The organism is Microbacterium sp. Cr-K20, assembly GCF_000708325.1.
Classification (GTDB): Bacteria; Actinomycetota; Actinomycetes; order Actinomycetales; family Microbacteriaceae; genus Microbacterium.
Genome location: NZ_JARE01000004.1, coordinates 147,762 through 169,653 on the forward strand (window position 1 = coordinate 147,762; position 21,892 = coordinate 169,653).

Genomic DNA, 21,892 nt, shown 5'->3' on the forward strand with positions numbered 1-21,892 from the left:
ACGCCGACTGTGCGGCCCGCCGCCGAGCGCACCGCGTATTCACGGCAACAACCCGTGCATTCGTCAACAACCCGTGCACTCGGCGAAGAGGAGAGGAGGGGGAGGGGAGGGGGAGGGGGATTTGGGGGAGAGGAGCGGGTGAGGTAGAGTTGTGGCAACCGAAGACCGCTGGTCATCAGGCGTGAGCAATCACGCAGGATCGAAGCTCTGCACAGCAGGGGCCCGCGCAGGACACGAACTTCTCAAAGCTCCGTGCGCTTGCGCCGGAGCTTTTTTCTGTGCAGGTGGTCCAGGTCGGCGCCCCACCACCGTGCGGCGCCTCGTACACACCAAGGAGTGACCATGGCGCAGAAGGATGCATCGGTCGCCGAGCTCACGAAGTCATTCGAGAACTCGAACGCCGTCCTGCTGACCGAGTACCGCGGTCTGACGGTTGCCCAGCTCAAGGAGCTGCGCAACAGCATCCGTCAGGACGCTGAGTACGCCGTGGTGAAGAACACGCTGACCAAGATCGCCGCCAACAAGGCTGGCATCTCCGCGCTGGACGACGACCTCAAGGGTCCGTCGGCTGTCGCGTTCGTGCACGGTGACTTCGTCGCCACCGCCAAGGCTCTGCGTGACTTCGCCAAGGCCAACCCGCTTCTCGTGATCAAGTCCGGCATCTTCGAGGGCAACGCCCTCACCGCGGACGAGGTCAACAAGTACGCCGCGCTCGAGAGCCGTGAGGTTCTGCTGGCGAAGGCTGCGGGCATGATGAAGGCGACGATGGGCAAGGCTGCCGCCACCATCGATGCTCTTCGCGAAAAGCTGGAGACCGCAGAGGCCGCGTAAGCGACCTGCGATCTCGTCTACAAACCCCATCTATCTAGGAGATACATCATGGCTAAGCTCACCACTGAGGAGCTGCTCGAGCAGTTCGCCGGCCTGACCCTCGTCGAGCTCAACGACTTCGTCAAGGCGTTCGAGGAGAAGTTCGAGGTCACCGCTGCTGCTCCCGTCGCCGTTGCCGGTGCTGCGGGTGGCGCAGGCGCCGCTGAGGCTGAGGAAGAGAAGGACTCCTTCGACGTCATCCTCGAGGCTGCTGGCGACAAGAAGATCCAGGTCATCAAGACCGTCCGCGAGCTCACCTCGCTGGGTCTCGGCGAGGCCAAGGCTGTCGTCGACGGTGCCCCGAAGGCTGTCCTTGAGGGCGCCAACAAGGAGACCGCCGAGAAGGCCAAGGCTGCTCTCGAAGAGGCAGGCGCCACGGTTACCCTCAAGTAATCGCGACGCTCACGCGTTTCTGATCGAAGGCCCCGGGTTCGCCCGGGGCCTTCGTGCGTCTCCGGCGCTTTCCGCGCAGGTCAGCGCGGCGGAGCGGTGGAGTTGCGCACCACGAGGGCGGATGCCGCCGCCACATGTTCGAGCGGAGCATCCGGCCTGTCGATCCGCTGCATCAGGAGGCGCACGGCCTCGTGTCCCTGTTCGCGGGGCGATTGCCCGATCGTGGTCAGGGCGAACATGTCGGCGTGCTGATGGTCATCGATGCCGACGACGCTGAGTTCGGTAGGCACCGCGATGCCCAGGCGACGCGCGGCGATGATCGCGCCGATGGCCGCCTCGTCGCACACTCCGACGATCGCGGTCGGGCGGTTCCGACGGTCGCCGAGCAGACCGGCCGTCGCTGCGTAGCCGCCCGGCATGGTGGGAGTGGCGCCCGCGACCCGCGCGTGCTCGGTGAGTCCCGCGGCGCGCAGCGCGCCGCGATAGCCGTCGAGTCGCCGGGCGTCGCCGAGGCTCAGTGCTTTCCCGTCGGACGTGCCGCCGACGAAGGCGATATCGGTGTGACCGAGTTCGATGAGATGCTCGGTGGCGATGCGGGCTGCGGCGGCGTCGTCGATGGAGACGGCAGTGGATCCTTCGCTGTACGGCCCCACGCTCACCAGCGGACGCCCGGTGAGCTGCAGGCGTTCGAGCTCGAGGGCGCTGGGCTGGATGTCCACGGCGATGATGCCGTCGAATCGTCGCCCGGGAAGCACGTTCTCGAACAGTCGATCTCGCATCTGCGAACCCTCGGGCACGCCGTAGAGCGCGAGGTCGTAGTCGAGCGTCAACAGAGATTCCTGGATGCCCGCCAGCAGTTCGGCGAAGAACCAGCGGTCCACGGGCGGCATCACGACGCCGACCGTCTGCGTGCGACCGGTGGCCAGGCTCGTCGCGGAGGAGTGCGCGACATACGAGAGCTCGCGCGCCGCATCCGTGACGCGGGCACGGGTGTCCTCCGAGACATAACCGCGCCCGCTCAGCGCACGGCTCGCGGTGGCCTTCGACACCCCGGCACGCGCAGCGACGTCCGCGATCGTGCTCATCGGTCCTCCTCGACCTGATCACGCGGTTGCGTGGGTGGCGGCGCGGTCGCCGCGCCGGGTGACAGCGTAGTCCTCGAAGCGCTCAAAAGGAACCGGTTCCACACTGTGCGCGAGGGAGCGCTCCCATCGACGGCGTCGATCTGAGTCGAATGGTTGTGAGCTTGTGACCCTTCCGTGTTGTGCCGGGATATCGATCGCCAGTAGGTTGGCCTGGAATCGGTTCCCTACCGGTGCCGCGGGGTGGCATCGCATCAGGTGGGACCCTGTACTCGAAGAGGAGAATTCACATGGCTCTGTCACAGCGTTCCCGGCGTTACGCGCCGCTCGCCCTGCTGGGGGTCGCGGGCATCGCGCTCGCCGGATGCGGGGCTCCCGGTGGGACCTCCGGAGGCGGCGGTGGTGGCGGCGGAGACAACACCGTCACGATCTACGGCACGATCGTCGAGGGCGAAGCAGAACTCCTCGCGGAATCCTGGGCGGATTTCGAGAAGGAGAACGACATCGAGATCAAATACGAGGGCAGCCAGGACTTCGAGACGCAGCTCGGCACCCGCGCACAGGGCGGCAACCCGCCCGACATCGCGATCTTCCCGCAGCCCGGCCTGTTCGCGGACTACGCGTCGCGTGACCTGCTGAAGCCGGCTCCGGAGGCGGTCAAGAAGAACGCCGAGGAGTACTGGACGCAGGGCTGGGTCGACTTCGGCACCTACGACGGCACGTTCTACGGCGCACCGCTGATGGCGAGCGTCAAGGGGTGGGTCTGGTACTCGCCGACCAAGTTCGCCGAGTGGGGTGTCGAGGAGCCGACCAGCTGGGACGAGCTGCTGACGCTGACGCAGACCATCAAGGACAAGAGCGGCGCCGCCCCGTGGTGCGCCGGCTTCGAGTCGGGCGTCGCGACCGGCTGGCCGGGCACCGACTGGATCGAAGACCTCGTGCTCCGCAACGCGGGTCCTGACGTCTATGACCAGTGGGTCAAGAACGAGATCCCCTTCACCGATCCGCAGATCAAGGAGGCGTTCGACGCCACCGGTGAGATCCTGCTGAACCCGGAGTACGTCAACGCCGGCTTCGGTGACGTGCGTTCGATCAACTCCACCGCGTTCGGTGACGTGGCCGCGAAGGTCGCGAGCGGCGAGTGCGGACTGACCCACCAGGCCTCGTTCCTGTCGGGCTTCTACCCCGAGGGCACGAACTTCGCCGAGGACGGCGATGTCTGGGCGTTCCTGACGCCGAGCCCGAACCCGGACGAGACCCTCATCACCGGTGGTGGCGAGATCGTCGGCGCGTTCAGCGACTCCGAGGCGACGCAGAAGGTGCTCGAGTACCTGTCCAGCCCTGAGTGGGCCAACAGCCGTCTCGCCCTGGGTGGCGTGACGTCGGCCAACAAGGGTGTCGACCTCGACGTGGTCGAGGACCCGATCCTGCAGGAGTCGATCAAGCTCCTCCAGGACGACTCGGTGACGTTCCGCTTCGACGGTTCGGACCAGATGCCCGGTGCTGTCGGCTCCGGCACCTTCTGGAAGGGCATCGTCGCCTGGGTCAACGGGACCTCCACCGATGAGGTGCTGACCCAGATCGAGACCGGCTGGCCTTCCAGCTGATCGGATGAGGAGGGCCGCCCCGCGGGGCGGCCCTCCTTCTCACACCCGGTCCACGCATCGCCGCGCCGACCGCTGATCAGCTCCGTCTCATGAAGGGGAATCCATGAACGCGACTGTGTTCTTCCAATGGATCGGGACACTCCCGCCGATCCTCCAGGCGCTCGCCGTGGTCATCGCATTCGCGGTGGTCGTGGTGGTGATCCTGCTGCTCGTCGACATCGCACCGCGCAAGGGCGCTCTCTACACCGGCATCCGCCTCGCGATGTGCCTGCTCATCCCGCTCGCGGTGATGTGGTTCTTCAACTCCTATTACTGGGCGATGGGAGTCGCGGTCGCCGTCGGTGCACTGTTCTTCTTCCTGGACTATCGGTCCCGCGACGGCGCGGGCTACCTGATCCAGCTCGTGGCCTTCATGGCCCCGGCGATTCTGCTGCTCCTCGCCGGCCTCATCCTGCCGTCGATCCAGACCGTCTATGCGTCGTTCTGGAACTCGACGGGCAGCGACTTCGTCGGGTTCTCCAACTATCTCTGGATCTTCACCCAGTCCGACGGCGTGACCTCGGTGATCAACACGATCGTGTGGGTGCTGCTCGTCCCGACGCTCTCCACGATGATCGGCCTCGGGTACGCGGTGTTCATCGATCGGACCCGTGGGGAGAAGATCTACAAGCTGCTGGTGTTCATGCCGATGGCGATCTCGTTCGTCGGTGCCAGCATCATCTGGCGCTTCGTGTACGCCTACCGCGGCCCGGAGTTCGAGCAGATCGGTCTGCTCAACCAGATCCTGGTCTGGTTCGGCGGTGAGCCGCAGCAGTTCCTGCTGAACAGTCCGTGGAACAACCTGGCGCTCATCGTGGTGCTGATCTGGGTGCAGACCGGTTTCGCGATGGTCGTGCTCTCGGCGTCCATCAAGGGCGTGCCGGCCGAGCTGCTGGAAGCGGCGGAGCTCGACGGCGCCAACGCCTGGGAGCGTTTCAAGTCGGTGACGATCCCGTCGATCCGTCCGGCGCTCATCGTCGTGCTGACCACGATCTCGATCGCCTCCCTGAAGGTGTTCGACATCGTTCGCACGATGACCGGTGGAAACTACGGCACGTCGGTGCTGGCGAATGAGATGTACACCCAGTTCTCGAAGTTCGAGGCGGGTCGCAGCGCTGCGCTCTCCGTCATCCTGTTCATCCTGGTGCTGCCGATCGTCATCTACAACGCACGCCAGATCAAGAAGCAGCGGGAGATCCGATGACCGACACCGTGAAGACAGACGCCGACGACAGCACGCGGGCCATCACGACCGCGGGCCGGTTCGAGGCTTCGGCCGGTCGCACCCGCAAGCGTCTCAGCCGGCCCTGGGCGAGTGTCGCCGCGATCATCATTGCCGTCATCTGGACCGTTCCGACGCTCGGCCTCTTCATCTCGTCGTTCCGCGACCGGGAAGCGATCGAGACGACCGGCTGGTGGACCGTGTTCACCGACCCCCGGCTGACGCTCGACAACTACGCGGCGGTGCTGCAGTCCGGCACCACGCAGCTGACGATCCTGGAGTCCTTCTTCAACTCGATCGTGATCACGATCCCGGCGACGCTCATCCCGCTGATGATCGCGGCGATGGCGGCGTATGCGTTCTCGTGGATCGAGTTCAAGGGTCGCAACGCGCTGTTCATCTTCGTGTTCGCGCTGCAGATCGTGCCGATCCAGATGGCTCTGGTGCCTCTCCTGTCATCGTTCTCCCGAGGGATCAACCTGTTCGGTGTGCAGGTGACGGAGGGCCTCGACGTTGCCGGCGGCTATGCGCAGGTGTGGATCGCCCACACGATGTTCGCGCTGCCGCTCGCTATCTACCTGCTGCACAACTTCATGTCGGAGATCCCCGGCGAGATCATCGAGGCCGCGCGCGTCGACGGCGCATCGCGCGGACAGATCTTCTTCCGCGTGGTGCTTCCGCTCACGATGCCGGCGATCGCGTCGGTGGCGATCTTCCAGTTCCTGTGGGTCTGGAACGATCTGCTCGTGGCCCTCGTGTTCGCCGACGGCGCCGCCTCTCCGATCACGAAGGTGCTCGCCGAGATCACCGGACGTGGTGAGGGCTGGTACCTGCTCACTGCGGGTGCGTTCGTCTCGATCATCGTCCCGCTCATCGTGTTCTTCGCGCTGCAGCGGTACTTCGTACGCGGCCTGCTGGCGGGGTCGACGAAGGGCTGACGCTTCGGAAGACACAGGGGGCCTTTCGTGAGAACGGATGCCGCGGGTGGGCGAAACACAGCCCCGCCCGCGGCATCCGCGCGTCTACCCTGAAGTCATGAAGTACGCAGACTCGATCGTCGACCTCGTCGGCGACACGCCCCTCGTGAAGCTCACTCACGTCACCGAGGGCGTCGCGTGCACGGTGCTCGTGAAGCTCGAGTACCTGAACCCGGGCGGGTCGTCGAAGGATCGCATCGCCGCGCGCATCATCGATGCCGCCGAGGCCTCCGGCGACCTGAAGCCCGGCGGCACGATCGTCGAACCCACCAGCGGCAACACCGGAGTGGGCCTGGCACTCGTCGCCCAGCAGCGCGGCTACAAGTGCGTGTTCGTGCTGCCCGACAAGGTGGGCGACGACAAGATCGACGTGCTGCGGGCCTACGGCGCGGAGGTCGTGGTGACGCCCACGTCGGTCGCGCCGGAAAGCCCGGAGTCGTACTACAGCGTCAGCGACCGACTCGCCCGTGAGATCCCCGGCGCGTTCAAGCCGAACCAGTACGAGAACCCCAACGGTCCGCGCAGCCACTACGAGACCACAGGGCCGGAGATCTGGCGCGACACCGAGGGGCAGGTCACGCACTTCGTGGCCGGCGTCGGCACGGGCGGCACGATCACGGGGACCGGGCGCTACCTCCGCGAGGTGTCGGAGGGGCAGGTGCGCATCGTCGGCGTCGACCCGGAGGGCAGCGTCTACAGCGGCGGCACCGGTCGTCCCTACCTCGTCGAAGGCGTCGGGGAGGACATCTGGCCCGGTGCCTACGATCCGACCGTCCCGCACGAGATCGTGGCGGTGGGCGACGCGGACTCGTTCGCGATGACGAGACGGCTCGCCCGCGAGGAGGGCATCCTCGTCGGCGGATCGAGCGGCATGGCCGTCGTCGGCGCGCTGAGGGTGGCACGGGATCTGCCTGCGGATGCCGTGATGGTCGTGCTCCTCCCTGACGGCGGCCGCGGCTACCTCGGCAAGATCTTCAACGACGGATGGATGCGCTCCTACGGGTTCAGCGATGTGGAGGAGGGCGAGACCATCGCCGACGTGCTCGCCGCGCGGCCGTCGCGCCAGGGGGAGCGGATCCCCAACCTCGTGCACGCGCATCCGACCGACACGGTTCTCGAGGCCATCGGGATGATGACGCACTACGACGTCTCGCAGCTGGTCGTCCTCAGCGCCGAACCGCCCGTCATGATGGGCGAGGTCGTCGGCACTGTCGACGAGAAGGGGCTGCTCGACCTGCTGTTCCGCGGCGAGGCGAGTGCGACCGATGCCGTCGGAGCGCACGTGGGGGAGCGGCTCCCGCTCATCGGCATCCACGCCTCCGTCGCCCAGGCGAAGACGGCGCTCGCCGACGCCGATGCCCTGCTGGTCACGGAAGACGGCAAGCCGCACACGGTGCTGACGCGACAGGATCTGCTCGGGTACCTCTCCCGCTGAGCGTCGACCACTCTCGCCGCTGCGGCACCGCTCGTGGTGCACCGCAGGTAGTGTCGTCTTTGTGAAGATCGACTGGTACCTGTTCATCGGCTCGCTGTTCCTGCTCGTTTTTATCGTGACGCGGTGGGTGGACAGCTCTTTCTGGAACGGCCTCGGCGTCGGCCTCGGCCTGGTCAGTCTTCTCGCGCTCGGCGTCGGCATCAGCAACCTGCGAAACAAGAAGCCGCGCGAGCAGCCGTGACGGACGCCAGCCGCGACTGACGTTCGCGGCTGCTCTCTTTCCGTCGCCTGACCCCGGGCGTAACGGGAGGGCCTCCGCTGCGGGGGCGGTCGTAGGCTGAGGGCATGTCCGACCACGCCTTCGCCACTCGCGCCATCCATGCAGGACAAGCTCCCGACCCGACGACGGGGGCGATCATCCCGCCGATCTACCAGTCCTCCACGCACGTGCAGGACGGCATCGGCGGTTTCCGCGAGGGCTACGAATACAACCGTGCCGGCAACCCCACGCGGTCGTCGCTCGAGACGCAGCTGGCCGCGCTCGAAGGCGGCGCGAGCGCACTCTCCTTCGCCTCGGGTCTTGCCGCCGAAGACGCTCTGCTGCGCGGCATCCTGAAGCCGGGCGATCACGTGCTGCTCGGCAACGACGTGTACGGCGGCACGTACCGACTGCTCACCAAGGTGCTCTCGCCGTGGGGAATCGACACGACGACGGTCGAGCTCTCGGATGTGGATGTGCTCCGCGCCGCGATCCGCCCCGAGACGAAGATCGTGTGGCTCGAGACGCCGAGCAACCCGCTGCTGAAGATCGTCGACATCGCCCTGATCGCCGAGGTCGCACACGAGTCCGGTGCGATCGTGGTCGTGGACAACACCTTCGCCTCGCCCGCGCTCCAGCAGCCGCTCGCGCTCGGGGCCGACCTGGTCGTGCACTCCACGACGAAGTACCTCGGCGGCCACTCGGACGTGCTCGGGGGCGCCGTCGTGTTCAGCGACGACCGCTTCTTCGATCAGGTGAAGTTCCAGCAGTTCGCGGTCGGTGCGGTATCCGCGCCCCTGGACGCCTGGCTCACCACGCGGGGCATCAAGACGCTGGCGCTGCGGATGCGCCAGCACTCCGAGAACGCGCAGGCGATCGCGGAGTGGGCGGCGGCGCGCCCCGAGTTCGCGCAGGTGTACTACCCCGGACTCGCGGCACACCCCGGTCACGAGATCGCCGCCTCGCAGATGAGCGCCTTCGGTGGGATGCTCTCGCTCGGACTCGCCGCGGGTGCCGATGCCGCACGGGCATTTGCCGAGAGCACCTCGCTGTTCCAGCTGGCCGAGTCGCTGGGCGGCGTGGAATCCCTCATCGGGTACCCGCCGGACATGACGCACGCGTCGGTGCGCGGCACCGAGCTCGCCGTCCCCGAGAACGTCGTGCGACTCTCGGTCGGGATCGAGGACATCGGCGACCTGCTCGCCGACCTCGAGCAGGGTCTGGAGCGCATCGCGCGCTGACCTCCCGCCCGGAGCCATCGCGGGGGTGGGGTCGGGTCGGCGGTAGCATGGGTTCTTCCCCTGGCGAATCGATTCGACCACGCACCCCGAACACTGGAAGGACGTCGTGTCCGACGCTCCCCGCACTGACTCCATCCCCACCGCGCGACCCGACGGGTCGGACGCCGTTCCGGCCGCAGAGCCCGAGCGCACCGCCACCGGCAGCATCCGCACCTCCACCGCCACCGGCGCCATCCGCACCCTCGGCGCGAACCCGGCGACGGCGCCCATCATGCTGCACCCCGGGGATGCGATCTCCCTCGGTCGCCGGACGCTGTACATCATCCTGCTCGGCGCGCTCACGGCGCTCGGGCCGTTCACGATCGACCTCTACCTCCCCGCCTTCCCGGTGCTGGAGGAAGACTTCCAGACCACGGCTGCGGCGATCCAGCTGACCCTCACCGGCACGATGATCGGCTTCGCCCTCGGGCAGCTCGTCGTCGGTCCGCTCAGCGACAAGGTCGGCCGCCGGGTGCCGCTGATCGCCGTCACCGCCCTGCACGTTCTGGCCAGCGTCGGAGCGGCGTTCGCCCCTGACCTCGGCCTGCTCAGTGCGGCGCGCGTCCTCATGGGTGTGGGGGCTGCGGCCGGTGGCGTCGTGGCCATGGCCATCGTGCGCGACCTGTTCGGCGGCCGCCGCCTGGTCGTCATGCTCTCGCGTCTCGCGCTGGTGTCGGGTGTTGCCCCGGTCATCGCGCCGCTCATCGGCTCCTGGCTGCTGACTCTCATGCCCTGGCGGGGGATCTTCGTCGTCCTCGCCGCCTACGGCATCGTGATGCTGGCCTCGGCGATCCTGTTCATCCCGGAGACGCTGCCCGTCGCCCGCCGACAGGATCGCGGTGGCGCGACGATGCTGCAGCGCTATCGCTCGGTGCTCTCGGATCGGGTCTTCCTCGGTGTGCTGGTGATCGGTGGCATGACCTTCTCGGGGCTGTTCTCCTACCTCTCGGCTTCGCCGTTCCTGTTCCAGGTCACGCACGGACTCGATGCGCAGCAATACGGCCTGCTCTTCGCCGTGAACTCGCTCGGCGTCGTCGCGGGCGTCCAGACCGCGTCTCGTCTCGCCGCCCGGTTCGGACCGCAGTGGGTCATGGCCTACTCCACCGCCGTGCTGCTGCTCGCCGGCGTCGCGATCATCGTCACAGATCAGCTCGGTCTCGGGCTCTGGGGAACGGTCATCCCGCTCTTCGTGTTCATGACCGCCTGCGGTTTCACGTTCCCCAACGTGCAGGTGCTGGCGTTGGACCGCCACGGGAAGGCGGCCGGCACCGCGGCCTCCATCATCGGCGCGACGAACTTCGGTGTCGCCGGGCTCATCTCACCGGTCGTCGGATGGCTCTCCCACGACGCCGGGATCACCGCGACCACCATGGCCTCGGTCATGGTCGGCTGCGCCGCCATCGGCATCCTCTCGCTCTGGTTCGTCGTGCGTCCGCGGACCGTCGGGATGCTCAATCCCTGATCGGCAGGGCCCCGTCCCGCAGAATGGGACGATGGACAGGCGGATGCTGCTGTGGTGGGGAGTGGGCCTCCTCGCGCTCGCGACGGTGCTCGGTGCCCTGGTGGTGTTCGTGTATCCGGAGACGCCCGGCTTCGACCACTGGTGGAACGAGACCGTCGCCGGCATCCGGGGTGACTGGCTGCTGCAGTTCGCGCTGGTCATGGACTGGATCGGCGGCGGCTGGGTGGCGATCCTCGGGGTGCCGCTGCTGGCGATCCTCGTGCTCGTGCTCGCACGACGCTGGCGTGGTGCGGTCTTCGCGGCCGTGTGCTTCGCCGCGAGCGCCGGTGCGGTGCAGCTGCTCAAACAGCTCTTCGGAAGAGCGCGCCCGGAGGACATGCTGGTGGTGAGCGACTACGGCTCGTTCCCATCCGGCCACACCGCGAACGCGGCGACGATCGCGCTCGTGGTCTGGGTGCTGTTCCCGCGGGTCTGGACCGCGATCCTCGGTGTGCTGTGGGTGCTGGCGATGGCGCTCTCGCGGACATTCCTGTCGGTGCACTGGGCCACCGACACGCTCGGCGGTGCGCTCGTCGGCGCCGGCGTCGTGCTCGTGCTGGCGGCGTGGCTGCTGCCCTGGGTGCAGCAGAAGAAGTCCGAGGTGGAGGCGCCGATAGGCTGAACCGGACCGTTCAGTCAGAGGAGCCTTCGTGTCGCGCATCCGTCCCTACCGCCCCACCGATCGTGCCGCGCTGTACGAGATCTGCGTGCAGACCGCCGACGCGGGCGGGGATGCGACCGGCATCCTCTCCGACGACTCGCTGTGGGGCGACCTGTTCGCCGTTCCTTATGCCGAGCGGCATCCCGACATCGCCTGGGTGGTCGAGAGCGACGACGAGCGCACCATCGGGTACATCGTGGCGACGGACGACACTGACGCTTTCTACACCTGGTTCCGCGACGAGTGGTGGCCCGGGCTGCAGGAGCGATACCCCCGGTCTGCGGAGCCCGCGACCCGGGAGGAGCGGATGGTCGAGTACGGGTACGAGCGAGCCCCCGGCATCGAGCCGAACGCCGCCGAGTACCCCGCCCATCTGCACATCGATCTGCTCCCCGAGACACAGGGGCAGGGACTCGGGCGCGGGCTCATGGAGACCCTGTTCGCCGAGCTGACCCGCCGCGGGGTGCGCGGACTGCACCTGGGGATCGACCCGAACAACGCCGGAGCGGCCGCGTTCTACGAGCGGCTCGGGATGACGCGCCTACCCGCAGCGCCCGGTGGGCAGATCTACGGCGTGCGCTTCGACGGCTGAGTGAGCCGGGGGCGTATCCCGGCGCTCGCTCCTCCCCGAATCCCCGTACTGGAGAGAAACGCGAGAAGGGCCCCCGCTGGCGCGGAGACCCTTCATGCGTTTCTGGCGGTGACGGCGGGATTCGAACCCGCGGTTGCTTGCACAACACACGCTTTCCAAGCGTGCTCCTTCGGCCGCTCGGACACGTCACCAGGAACAACCTGTCCATCCTATCCGATCGGGGGAGGGCGGCGTGACAGAGCCGTCGCGCGCAGCTGTGGGCGGATCCTCGTCGTGCTGTGGGCAGAATATTGCATGTCACACGTCAGCTGTATAGCCTCAGATGAGGACAGATCGTTTTCGATCAAGGTCCATGTCTTCTGGGGGGAACATGCAGGACAGCGCGACCACGGCATCACGGCCAAGCCACCGCACGGCCACTGCTTTCGAGCAGTACGTCAGCGGAAGGCGGGGAATCGTCGAGGGCGCCGTGTTCTTCCTCGAATCCGGAGACCACATCGAGGAGGTGCTGCGCGCGGCGGAGCCCTGCGACATCGTGATCGCCCCTGTGCGACATGCCGATCCGCGGACCATCGGATATGACGGCTCCTTCCGCGAGCCCGGCGACGAGATCATCGTCGACGGGCGCCACGCATTCGAACTGCAGGACTACCTCGCGGCCCCGTTCCTCTCCATCGTCGGACTCACCATCGTCCGCCAGGGGTCGGCGGCGGGGCTCGCGGCCTTCCTCAGCGACGCCGACACCGCGCGAGAGTCGGGCTTCTTCGTGGATCAGCTCCTCAGCGGGTTGGTTCTCCTGGACTCGCGCACCTCGTTCGTCCGTGCGGACGAAGACGAGGCAGACCTGGTCCGCGTGCACGTCACCGGGTCCGGCGAGTATCGAGACGGGCCCGACGGGCTCCTCCTCGGCAGCGTGGGTGATGAGCGGGCCGACGTCGAGGCGACGGCCGCGGAGAGCAGCGGTCGCGGCCGGGCGTTCGCGCGGATCGTCGACCCCCGCGTGCTCGAGGCGGATCTCGACGACAGGCCCTGGCTCGCGAGGTACGTCGCCGCTCTCGACCTGCTGCGGCAGTGGAACGGTGCCCTGACACGGCCCGCCATCTCGGGTTTCGGCGGACACCTCGTCCGAGCTCTCGACGAGGGCGCTGCCGCGGCCGTCGCCTCCGAGGCGCCTTTCCTGGTGACGGGTGACGGCGTGGAGTACATCCTGGTCGATCCCGTGAGCCTCAGACGTTTCCGGCTCGGGGTCGACGCCGCGCGCGCAGCCGAGTGCCTGATGGCGACCGGGGACGAGGCCGCGGCGTCGGTGATGCTCGCCACCGAACTCGGACGGCGCACAGGGGAAGCAGCCGAGGTGCTGCGGGACGTCCAGGGGAGGTTCGCGCAGGCGGGTCTCGATCTCGTCTCCCACGGGCGGAGCGGCGAGTGATGCGCGAGGGCAGTGCGTCACGGCCTCCACTCTGGGAGAGCCTCACACCGCCCAGCATGTGGGGGCGCCCGCAGGAGCACGCGGTCGCGGCCGCGGGCGTGCGGGTCCGCACGGCCGACGGCATCACGAGACTCTGTGCGACGAGTGGGCTCTGGAACGTTCCGCTCGGCTACGGGAATGAGGCTGTGGCCGATGCCGTGGGGGCGGCGTTGCGGTCCGCCTCCTATCTCTCCCTCTTCCGCTCCTCGCACTCCTATGCTCAGGAGGCTGCGGAGATGCTCCTGGCGCGGGCGGGTGACTACGCGCGTGTCATCTTCGCGACCTCCGGAGCGGCGGCGAACGATCTGACGATGAAGCTCGTGCGTCAGGCGGCTGCACTGAAGGGCGCACCGCACAAGAACCTCGTCGTAGGCACACAGGGCGGATATCACGGGCTCAGTTACGGCGCCTTCGCCCTTACCGGCGAGGCGCTGGGCCAGTCCGTATACGGCGTGGATCGGCGGGCGGTGAGGCACGTCTCCCCGCATGACGGCGGGGCACAGCTGCGGACGCTGTTCGCCAGGGAAGGAGATCGGATCGCCGCTCTCGTGCTCGAGCCCGTGCAGGGATCGGGTGCGATCGCCCTCGACGAAGAGTTCCTCGCGACCGTCGCCGAGATCCGAGCGTCGTTCGACGTCGTGCTGGTCGCCGACGAGGTGGCGACGGGGTTCGGGCGCACCGGTCTGCTCTTCGCCTCCGAGCGCTGGGCAGTCGCCCCCGACGTGCTCCTGCTGTCGAAGGCACTGACGAACGGTGCGGCGGCGGCATCGGCTGTGCTCGTCTCCGCGGAACTCTGCGATGTCTTCGACAGCCGCGACGCGATGTTCGTCCATGCGGAGACGCAAGCCGGTACCCCTGCCTCCTGCGCAGCCATCCTGGCTGCCGCGTCGGAGTTCGACCGAATGGATGCGCTCCGTCTCTCGCAGAAGCTGGGTGCGGCGCTGGACGGGACGATCGCGCGGATCGTGGCACATCCCCACGTGATCGGCACCGGCGGGATCGGTTGCTTCCGCTCCGTGGTCCTCGCGCGGGACGGGCGGCTATTCGACGGCGGTGAGATCGCGGGAGTCGTGGCCGCGGTGCGGAAGGCGGGGGCGATCGTGCAGCCGGGACCGGGCTGCATCCAGGTGATCCCCGCGTACCTCTACGGCAGGGCGGAGCTCGACGAACTCGAGACCGCGATCCTGCACGGCATCGACGACCACGAGCGCGCCGCGTGAACTCACTGAGGGAGGCTCACAATTCAGTACGGGTGACGGCGGGAGCCGGAGCGACCTCGGCCGTCCTCTCCCGACTCTCGCTGGGCGAGCGGCCACTCGTCGTCCGCGATGCGGCCGTCGACGGGATGAGTATCTCGTTGCCGCCGGGAGCCACCGAACTCCGTATCGATGCGCAGGCGGTCGACGCGGGCACGATCGCCGAAATCGTCTCCGCCGGGCAACGTGCAACTGCGGTCGTGGCGCTCGGCGGAGGCACCATCCTCGACGCCGCGAAGATCGCACGGCTACTGATCACGACACCGCGATTCGTTCTGCCGCTACGCAGGCTGACGGCACGCAGCGGCTTCGTCCGTCTTCCCGAGGCGAATATCACCCGCGACCAGGAGCTGCCCCTCGTCGCCGTCCCGACGACCATCGGTACCGGCTCCGAGGTCAGCAGCGTCGCCTGTCTCGTGACGCCGTCGGGGCGGCGCCTCCTCTTCAGCCCTGCGTTGCTTCCCGATCATGCAGTCCTCGACCCCTTGCACACCGCCACCCTGCCTCGAGTGCTGCAGGTGGAGGGACTGATCGAAGTGATCCTCCGCGTGCTCGGCCCCGTGATCGGGAGCCGGGTCGATCTCGCCGCCGATCACGATGCCGAGTCGATCGTGAACGGCGCAGGGCGGATGGGCGAACTGCTCAGGCTCAGATCCCTGACGCCCGAGGAACGTCTGTTCGCAGGGCAGCTCAGCGCAGCGAGTCATCGCAGCTGGGCCCTCGTCGGGCGGGAGAGCTATGCGGCGAAGCACTGGTATCTGGCGAATGAACTGGCCTGGGTGACGGGTGCCCGTAAGATCCCGGCGACCCTGTCGATCCTGCCGACCATCTGGGGTGCCATCGCCGACGGCGACCGGCGCTGGGGCTCGACAGAGAGACTCGCGTCAGCCTGGTCCTGGGTCCGCGCCGTCATCCCCGAGCTTCCCCTCGACATCCGCGATGGCCTCGCGACACTGTTCCAGCGCTGGGGACTGTGCACCATCGATGCACCGAGTGCATCGATGCGCATGCAGGCGTCCGAGCGGGTCCGCACCTCTTGGGGTGGATCGCTGCCGGCGCTCGGACGCATCGCCCCGGAAGCCATCGATCAGATCTTCGCCGCGTCGTTTGCGGCAGGCGCGGATCCGATCACGAAGCGACGAGAGGAGGTGACAGAGAAATGACCACTGCACTGGACCTGCAGATCGAGGAGCTGCCGACGATGGACGCCCCATCCGAATGGACGGACTTCGTCAACGGAATCGGCACGGGTATGGGGATCGTCGTCATCATCGCCGCTCTCACCTGAGCGGCGGACGCCCGGAACGGTACGACAGAGGAGGTGAGAACACATGGAGATCTCAAAAGACCTGCGCTTTGAAGAACTGGAGTCGATGGACACCCCCGACTTCTGGACCTGGTACGCCGCGGTGAAGATCGGCGCCGTCATCGCCATCATCGGCATCGCGACGTGATCCGCGATCGATCGCAGCAGACCTCGCCCGAAGGAGGTGAGCACATGGATCTGAGTTTCGAGGAGATCGAGGCGATGGACGCCCCCGAGCCCTGGTACATCATCGTCGGCGACATCATCATCATCATCGGCGCGGCGGTCGCCATCACCTGATGGTGCGGGGCGTAGCCGGTTCGCCGTTCGGCAGCCATACCCCCATCAGCTACGCCCCGTGCGGTGCCCGCCCGCCCAGACAAGGAGTCCGCATGACCGATTCTCGCCTGACCTCGTCGATGGCGCGGCTGCTCGCCGTCCTCGAACCGCACGCCGTCGTCACCGACCTCTACAGCGAGCGAGGGTCGGAGGTCTACGACGCGATGACCCGTGGCGACGACAGCGAGGTGCGCGAGATCCTCCGTGTCGGCCGGCGCACCGGGGGGAGGATTCTCGAACTCGCGTGCGGTAGTGGTCGCCTCACTGTCGCACTCGGTCGCCTGCGACGTGAGACGGTCGCGCTCGACAATTCTCCGCGCATGCTCGAGCTGCTCGAGGGACGCGCGCAGCGCGCGGGGGTGACGGTTCTTCCCGTGCTCGGCGACATGAGCGCGTTCGAGGTCGATGGGTCGTTCGGACTCATCGTGCTGGCGGCAACCTCGATCACTCTGCTGCCTCCGCACCGACGGCGGACGATGCTCGAGGCTGTGCGTGCACACCTGTCGCCCGATGGTGTCTTCCTCGTCTCGGTCCACTCGACCGGTACCTATACGGGCGGAGCCGAGACGCGGCTCGTGCCGCTGAACGCGGACCCTGCCGAGATCGTGATCCTGGATGAGCAGGTCGACTCGACGGCCGGCCACCGAGACGTGAGCGTGCTGCACCTGCGTCGGCAGGCGGGAGTGCGCACGACGGAGGCGTTCGCCTCGAGGGTGAACCTTCTCGACGAGACGCAGTTGCGTGCAGAGCTGAGCACCGCCGGGTTGCGCGTGCGCGATGCCTTCCCGGTCCGTCTCGCAGACGGGTCGCAGAGCCTGTCCATGCTCGAGTGCGTCCGATGACGAGTGAGCTTCCGATGACGGTGTTCCCGGCTTCGGCTCGACCAGAGCTCGGGGCGCGCGTCTCCGTCGATGCGCCGGCAGACGCGGAGGGCGCCTGGATCATCGCGCGTGACCGAGTGCCAAAGGCCCGGATCTCCGAGTCGGTGGCCACCGTCGCACGGCACTTCACCGGGGTGCGGACGGTGTCGCAGATCGCTCAGGAGCTCGGCGAACCGTGGACGTCTGACGATGTCGGGGGAGTTGCGCGTCGCCTCGCCGCCGCCGGTCTCCTGCGCACAGACGCGCAGCGGGGAGACCACGACCGTCGGCTCGACCGAGGTTCCCGTTGGCGGTTCCAGCCCCCGCTCACCGTGCAGTTCAGCATCGGAGACCCGGCCCGTCTCTTCGCCGCGCTCCGCCCGATCACCCGACTCGCCGTCGAGGCTCCCGGCGCGGTCGTGTTCCTGGCCATCGTGCTCGCAGGGTTCGTCGTCGGTCTCCTCAGCACCGACGACATCGTCGGGGTTCTCGATCATCCCGTGCCGCTGCCCGTCGTGATCGGACTGAGCGTGGCGATCGTCCTCACCACGGTCGTGCACGAGCTCGGGCACGGTGCCGTCCTCAGCCACTTCGGCGGGTCTCCCCGGCGCATCGGAGCCATGCTGTTCTACCTCGCCCCCGCCTTCTTCTGCGACGTCACCGACGGCTGGCGGTTGGGTCGGCGCGGACGGCGTGTGGCCGTCGCGCTCGCCGGGCCCGCGGTGCACCTGCTCTGCGCAGCGGCGAGCATCGTCCTCGCGCGCTTCTTCACAGATCCGATGCTGCACGCCGCGCTCGTGCTGTACGGGCTCACATGCCTCGTGATCACCGTGCTCAACCTGCTGCCCTTCGTGCAGCTCGACGGCTACCTGGCGCTGATGTCCGCGCTGGACCATCCGCATCTGCGGCGCCACGCCATGCACGCGGCGGGAGAGACGCTCGGCGCGATGTTGTTCGGGACGATGAAGGCTGACCGGTCGACGACTGTCGGCGGGCCAGGTTCGACGCGGCGAGGCTGGCTGGTCGCGTACGGCGTCACCTGTCGGCTCTTCCCGGTCGTGCTGGTCGGACTGGTGCTCTACCGCTCCTCGTCGATGGTCGCCGGCCTCGGGGTCGTGCCCGCCATCGCCTATCTGCTCACCGTGGCACTGGTGATCGCCGTGGCCGCCGCCGCGCTCATCCGGGGTGTCCGTGCGGTCCACGGCCGCCGGCCGGATGCGCGGCGGACAGCCGCGTCCCTCGGGGCGATCATCGCGGTGGCAGGAGCGATCCTGTTCGTCGTCCCGATCCAGCCCGCTCATCAGGTCGGGTTCGCGGTCGATGGCGAGGACGTCCGTCTGGTGGCGGGTACCTCCGCGGAACTGCCGGCGGCGGGCACGGCGGTGACGCTGGAGAGCAACGGCATCGTCCTCCGCCATCCACTGGGCAGCGCGACCGTCGGCAGCGGATCCGCCGAGCATGACGACGGGGTCGACCTCGCGGCACTCGTGCCCGTGAGCGACTCCGGCCTGACCACGCCCGCCTGGACGAGGGGCCTGACAGAAGTCGAAACGGCCGAGACCTTGCCCCCGTACGGGAGGGCGACGTTCTCTGACCCACGTGCGACGAACATCGCCGTCTGGCTCTGGCAAGCCTTCCTGGCCCGACCGGCGGCCGCGCTCGGATCGGAGCACCGATGAATGCCGGTATCCCGCCGAGCGCGCCGGAGAATGATGTGCGCCGGATGCTGCGCCAGGCGCTGGCGCGCATGGCGACCGAGCTGGAGGTACGGGCGATCGGTGAACCCGTCCACGGTTGGCATGACCGTTCGATCGGCTCGGCGGTGGAACGCGGAGGCGATGTGCTCTGGCTCCGCATCGTGTGGGCGCGCGCCGAGTGGGCTCGAGGACCGTGGTGGACGGGGAACCAGGATGCCGGAGCGATCCACATCGGCGTCAAACCCCTGTTCCTGGATGTACGAGAGCAGACCGAAGGCGCGCTCGTGCTTCGGGCCGAGCTGATGACTGTGGTGCCGGGCACACCGTCGGCGGCGACGCCGGAACTGCGCGACGACCCGGCTGTGGATACGGGGTGGTGGTCTGATCTGGAGCAGGCACTGGCCGGAGTGGCCGCCACTCCGACGACGCGCATGTCCCTCGACCCCGCCGGCATCCGCCGACGCATCGCCGTCTTCTTCGGCCACGAGGTCGACACCGACCCGGGGCGCTGGGTGTCGTGTCACGGTGATCTCCACTGGAACAACATCCACAGGGGCCCGCTCGCGATCGTGGACTGGGAAGCATGGGGCCTTGCGCCGCGGGGATACGACGCCGCCTTCCTCCTCGCCCATTCGCTCGGAGTGCCCGCCGTCGCGGACGAGATCGCACGACGGTTCCGCGAAGACCTCGAGACCGACGACGGCGTCGTCGCCCAGCTGTACGCGCTCACCAAGCTCCTTACCCGCGCCGACGGAGGCGCGCATCCCGAGCTGATCACCCCCATCCACCGCCACGCGGATCGACTGATCGGTCGTATCCCCATCTCCCGTCCTCTCACGCAAGGAGTGAACCCATGACCGCAGTCGTGTCCTTCGACGGCTTCACCAAGTCCTACGGCGGCGATACCGTCGTGCAAGACCTGACCTTCACGGTGGAGGCCGGATCCGTGGTCGGACTGCTCGGCCCGAATGGGGCCGGGAAGAGCACCGCGATGCGGGGGGTGGTCGGACTGCTTCATCCCACAGCGGGGTCGGCGCGAGTGTTCGGGGAGCCCTTCGCGGCGCTGCCCAATCCCGCCAGGCGAGTCGGTGTGCACATGGACGGGCTGGGCTTCGAGACGGGGATCACCGCCGCGCGGCATCTCGACATCTACCGGCTCGCTCTGGGCGCGCCGCGTTCGAGGGTCGACGAGGTGCTGGAGCAGGTCGACCTCACGGCGCACGCCGGCAAGCGGGTGAAGAAGTACTCGACCGGGATGCGCCAGCGACTGGGACTCGCGACTGCCCTGCTCGGCGATCCCGAGCTGCTGGTGCTCGACGAGCCGGCGAACGGCCTCGACCCCGGCGGGATCCGCTGGCTCCGTGGATTCCTCCGGAACTTCGCGGCGCGTGGAGGCAGCGTCCTCGTCTCCAGTCATCAGCTGGCCGAACTCGAGCAGAGCGTCGACGAGGTCGTCGTGATGCGTCGCACCGTGCTGTTCCGGGGGCCGCTGGACTCGTTGACCCGCGGAGGCGATTCCTCCCTCGAGGAGGGGTACTTCGATCTGATCGACACCGCCGCAGGGGGTCGTCGCCATGCCTGACGTGCTCAGAAGCGAACTGCTCCGCAGCGTCAGCGGCCTCGCGATGCTCGGCGTCGGCTCCTTCGTGATCCTCATCCCGGCCCTCATGCTGACCATGGGGCCGTCGCTCGACGGAGTGCGTGCACTCGACGACGGCATGGCGACCAGGATGGTCTTCGGACTCATCGCCTCGATCGGGATCACCGCGATGTATCTCGGGAGCTACTCCGTCTCGCGGGAGTTCTACTACCGTTCGATGTCACGCACGATCGTGATCGGCTCGCTGCGTCGCGTCTTCCTCGCGAAGCTCCTGTCGAGCGTGGCCACGAGCATCGTCTTCTGCCTGGTCGGTGCGGCGATCTGGGCCGGTGTCACGAGCCTCGCGCTCGCCACATACGGTCGACACCTGCAGCTCGACGGCGCGTTCTGGGGCATCGTGGGAGGCTCGATCTTCGTGGCAGCCACTGGGGCCGTTATCGGTGGTTCGCTGGGGTGGATCTTCCGGAACTACTACGTGTCTCCGCCGTGGTGCTGCTGCTGCCGACGATGATCGAGCTGCCGCTGCTGTTCACGGTGCCGGCGATCGAGAGGTTCCTCCCGGTCGGCGCGTTCGCGGGAGCGACGGGCGCCCCGATCGACGGTCTCCTGCCAGCGGGTGCGAGCTGCGCCGTGCTGCTCGGGTGGGCGGCTGTCGTGACCGCACTCGCCGTGGTGGTCGTGCGAAAGCGTGCGCGATGACGTCGGCGCCGGCCATGCCGACGGTCGACCGCGGTCCGATGGTCCGCACGATCGCTGCGGAGCTCCGACGGGTGCGAGGCGACCCTCTGCCGTGGGTGTTCCTGCCCGCGATGCTGTTCCTCGTCGTGTCCCTGCTCGCTTCGCTTCCTGCCGAGCTGGGCATCGCCCCCGCGCACGCCATCGCCGAGGTCGCCGTGGGATTGAGCGCATCCGTGTTCAGCAGCCTCATCCTCGTCGTCGCCGTGCTCGGCGCGCTCGGAGTGACGCTCGCCGACAAGGCGGGTGTGCTGGCCAGGGCACAGCTCTACGGCGGCCCCGTCGCCGTCTTCGGTGCGCGAGCCTCGACGACCCTGCTCACGAGCCTGCTGTTCGGCGCGGTCGGCACCCTCGCTCTCGAGACGGCCTTCCTGGTCGCATCGGGCCAAGAGCTGCTCCCTCCCGCGACGGCCGGGCGGACTCTGGCGGCGATCGGGGCTGCGGGGCTGTGGGGATACCTCGTCGGTGTGCTGATCCGCAGCCCGATCTTCGTGCTGTTCGTCGTCCCTGCGACGCTCGTGCCCGCCGCCCTTCTCGCCGACATCGCGCCCTCCCTGGCCGACGTCCTGCCCATGCAGACGCTCCTGTCATCGGCAGGTCTCTCGCGCGAGGGGCTCGGTGGTGCGGCGTGTGCGGCGATCGCGTGCGCGTGGCTCCTCGTGCTCGGCGCCGTCGCCGTGCTCGTCGTGCGTCGCCGGGACCGGCTCTGAGCG

At 68.0% G+C, this 21,892-nt stretch carries 25 protein-coding genes and 1 tRNA gene; 24 read left to right on the top strand and 2 right to left on the bottom strand.

The genetic code is table 11. The annotated features are described in order from the left end of the window. Positions 1–342 precede the first annotated feature (342 nt). Positions 343–831: a 50S ribosomal protein L10 gene (rplJ, locus tag GZ67_RS0101180; RefSeq protein ID WP_029261006.1), complete on the top strand. Its 489-nt coding sequence runs from the start codon at positions 343–345 to the stop codon at positions 829–831. A gap of 48 nt (positions 832–879) precedes the next feature. Further along, on the top strand, positions 880–1,263 hold the full coding sequence (gene rplL / locus GZ67_RS0101185) for a 50S ribosomal protein L7/L12 (protein ID WP_029261007.1): 384 nt from the start codon (positions 880–882) through the stop codon (positions 1,261–1,263). A gap of 80 nt (positions 1,264–1,343) precedes the next feature. Here rplL and GZ67_RS0101190 read toward each other — a convergent pair whose 3' ends face one another. Beyond that, positions 1,344–2,348, bottom strand: coding sequence for a LacI family DNA-binding transcriptional regulator (locus GZ67_RS0101190; RefSeq protein WP_029261008.1), 1,005 nt, complete (start codon positions 2,346–2,348; stop codon positions 1,344–1,346). A gap of 287 nt (positions 2,349–2,635) precedes the next feature. Here GZ67_RS0101190 and GZ67_RS0101195 point away from each other — a divergent pair, with 287 nt between their 5' ends. From GZ67_RS0101195 to GZ67_RS0101235, 9 genes are all read left to right on the top strand, one after another. Beyond that, on the top strand, positions 2,636–3,952 hold the full coding sequence (locus GZ67_RS0101195; protein WP_029261009.1) for an ABC transporter substrate-binding protein: 1,317 nt from the start codon (positions 2,636–2,638) through the stop codon (positions 3,950–3,952). Between the two features lie 103 nt (positions 3,953–4,055). After that, the gene (locus GZ67_RS0101200) at positions 4,056–5,195 is read left to right on the top strand and encodes a carbohydrate ABC transporter permease (RefSeq protein WP_029261010.1); all 1,140 of its coding nucleotides are present in this window, start codon (positions 4,056–4,058) and stop codon (positions 5,193–5,195) included. Beyond that, positions 5,192–6,151 (top strand): carbohydrate ABC transporter permease, encoded by a 960-nt coding sequence (locus GZ67_RS0101205; protein ID WP_029261011.1) that lies wholly within the window; start codon positions 5,192–5,194, stop codon positions 6,149–6,151. Before GZ67_RS0101200 ends, GZ67_RS0101205 begins: the two co-directional genes overlap by 4 nt. A gap of 97 nt (positions 6,152–6,248) precedes the next feature. Next, the gene (locus tag GZ67_RS0101210; protein WP_029261012.1) at positions 6,249–7,625 is read left to right on the top strand and encodes a cystathionine beta-synthase; all 1,377 of its coding nucleotides are present in this window, start codon (positions 6,249–6,251) and stop codon (positions 7,623–7,625) included. Between the two features lie 61 nt (positions 7,626–7,686). Continuing rightward, positions 7,687–7,866, top strand: coding sequence for a hypothetical protein (locus GZ67_RS19505; protein ID WP_036302881.1), 180 nt, complete (start codon positions 7,687–7,689; stop codon positions 7,864–7,866). 104 nt (positions 7,867–7,970) lie between these two features. Then, the gene (locus GZ67_RS0101220) at positions 7,971–9,125 is read left to right on the top strand and encodes a cystathionine gamma-synthase (protein WP_029261013.1); all 1,155 of its coding nucleotides are present in this window, start codon (positions 7,971–7,973) and stop codon (positions 9,123–9,125) included. Positions 9,126–9,231: 106 nt separating this feature from the next. Next, a complete protein-coding gene (locus GZ67_RS0101225; RefSeq protein ID WP_029261014.1) occupies positions 9,232–10,626 on the top strand; it encodes a multidrug effflux MFS transporter in 1,395 nt (464 codons plus the stop codon). Between the two features lie 31 nt (positions 10,627–10,657). After that, positions 10,658–11,287: a phosphatase PAP2 family protein gene (locus GZ67_RS0101230; protein ID WP_036302883.1), complete on the top strand. Its 630-nt coding sequence runs from the start codon at positions 10,658–10,660 to the stop codon at positions 11,285–11,287. Positions 11,288–11,315: 28 nt separating this feature from the next. Continuing rightward, positions 11,316–11,918: a GNAT family N-acetyltransferase gene (locus GZ67_RS0101235; RefSeq protein ID WP_029261016.1), complete on the top strand. Its 603-nt coding sequence runs from the start codon at positions 11,316–11,318 to the stop codon at positions 11,916–11,918. Positions 11,919–12,021: 103 nt separating this feature from the next. Here GZ67_RS0101235 and GZ67_RS0101240 read toward each other — a convergent pair. Continuing rightward, a tRNA-Ser gene (locus GZ67_RS0101240) sits at positions 12,022–12,109 on the bottom strand. Between the two features lie 161 nt (positions 12,110–12,270). Here GZ67_RS0101240 and mpaB point away from each other — a divergent pair. The 13 genes from mpaB (at position 12,271) to GZ67_RS0101310 (ending at position 21,889) form a co-directional block, all read left to right on the top strand. Further along, on the top strand, positions 12,271–13,347 hold the full coding sequence (gene mpaB / locus GZ67_RS0101245) for a daptide biosynthesis RiPP recognition protein (RefSeq protein WP_168380831.1): 1,077 nt from the start codon (positions 12,271–12,273) through the stop codon (positions 13,345–13,347). Continuing rightward, complete coding sequence (gene mpaD / locus GZ67_RS0101250) at positions 13,347–14,606, top strand: daptide-type RiPP biosynthesis aminotransferase (protein WP_029261018.1); 1,260 nt, start codon at positions 13,347–13,349, stop codon at positions 14,604–14,606. Before mpaB ends, mpaD begins: the two co-directional genes overlap by 1 nt. A gap of 32 nt (positions 14,607–14,638) precedes the next feature. Beyond that, positions 14,639–15,805 (top strand): iron-containing alcohol dehydrogenase, encoded by a 1,167-nt coding sequence (locus tag GZ67_RS0101255; protein ID WP_051662251.1) that lies wholly within the window; start codon positions 14,639–14,641, stop codon positions 15,803–15,805. After that, positions 15,802–15,930 (top strand): daptide-type RiPP, encoded by a 129-nt coding sequence (locus tag GZ67_RS21115; RefSeq protein ID WP_269319679.1) that lies wholly within the window; start codon positions 15,802–15,804, stop codon positions 15,928–15,930. Before GZ67_RS0101255 ends, GZ67_RS21115 begins: the two co-directional genes overlap by 4 nt. Before the next feature lie 43 nt (positions 15,931–15,973). Further along, positions 15,974–16,096, top strand: coding sequence for a daptide-type RiPP (locus GZ67_RS21120; RefSeq protein WP_269319680.1), 123 nt, complete (start codon positions 15,974–15,976; stop codon positions 16,094–16,096). A gap of 44 nt (positions 16,097–16,140) precedes the next feature. Next, positions 16,141–16,248, top strand: coding sequence for a daptide-type RiPP (locus GZ67_RS21185; RefSeq protein ID WP_308162157.1), 108 nt, complete (start codon positions 16,141–16,143; stop codon positions 16,246–16,248). Between the two features lie 92 nt (positions 16,249–16,340). Then, positions 16,341–17,129 carry a daptide-type RiPP biosynthesis methyltransferase gene (gene mpaM, locus GZ67_RS19990; protein ID WP_051662253.1) on the top strand — a complete coding sequence of 263 codons (789 nt, stop codon included), beginning with the start codon at positions 16,341–16,343 and terminating at the stop codon, positions 17,127–17,129. Further along, positions 17,126–18,826, top strand: a complete 1,701-nt coding sequence (gene mpaP, locus GZ67_RS0101285; RefSeq protein ID WP_029261020.1) for a daptide biosynthesis intramembrane metalloprotease — start codon at positions 17,126–17,128, stop codon at positions 18,824–18,826. The genes mpaM and mpaP overlap by 4 nt, the downstream gene beginning before the upstream one ends. After that, a complete protein-coding gene (locus GZ67_RS0101290; RefSeq protein ID WP_051662255.1) occupies positions 18,823–19,701 on the top strand; it encodes a phosphotransferase family protein in 879 nt (292 codons plus the stop codon). Before mpaP ends, GZ67_RS0101290 begins: the two co-directional genes overlap by 4 nt. Continuing rightward, entirely contained in the window at positions 19,698–20,426 is a 729-nt protein-coding gene (locus tag GZ67_RS0101295; protein ID WP_029261022.1) for an ABC transporter ATP-binding protein, read from the top strand. Before GZ67_RS0101290 ends, GZ67_RS0101295 begins: the two co-directional genes overlap by 4 nt. Next, positions 20,419–20,955, top strand: coding sequence for an ABC transporter permease (locus GZ67_RS0101300; RefSeq protein ID WP_029261023.1), 537 nt, complete (start codon positions 20,419–20,421; stop codon positions 20,953–20,955). Before GZ67_RS0101295 ends, GZ67_RS0101300 begins: the two co-directional genes overlap by 8 nt. After that, on the top strand, positions 20,931–21,143 hold the full coding sequence (locus GZ67_RS0101305; protein WP_029261024.1) for a hypothetical protein: 213 nt from the start codon (positions 20,931–20,933) through the stop codon (positions 21,141–21,143). Before GZ67_RS0101300 ends, GZ67_RS0101305 begins: the two co-directional genes overlap by 25 nt. After that, complete coding sequence (locus GZ67_RS0101310; RefSeq protein ID WP_029261025.1) at positions 21,140–21,889, top strand: hypothetical protein; 750 nt, start codon at positions 21,140–21,142, stop codon at positions 21,887–21,889. The genes GZ67_RS0101305 and GZ67_RS0101310 overlap by 4 nt, the downstream gene beginning before the upstream one ends. The last annotated feature ends 3 nt before the right edge of the window (positions 21,890–21,892 follow it).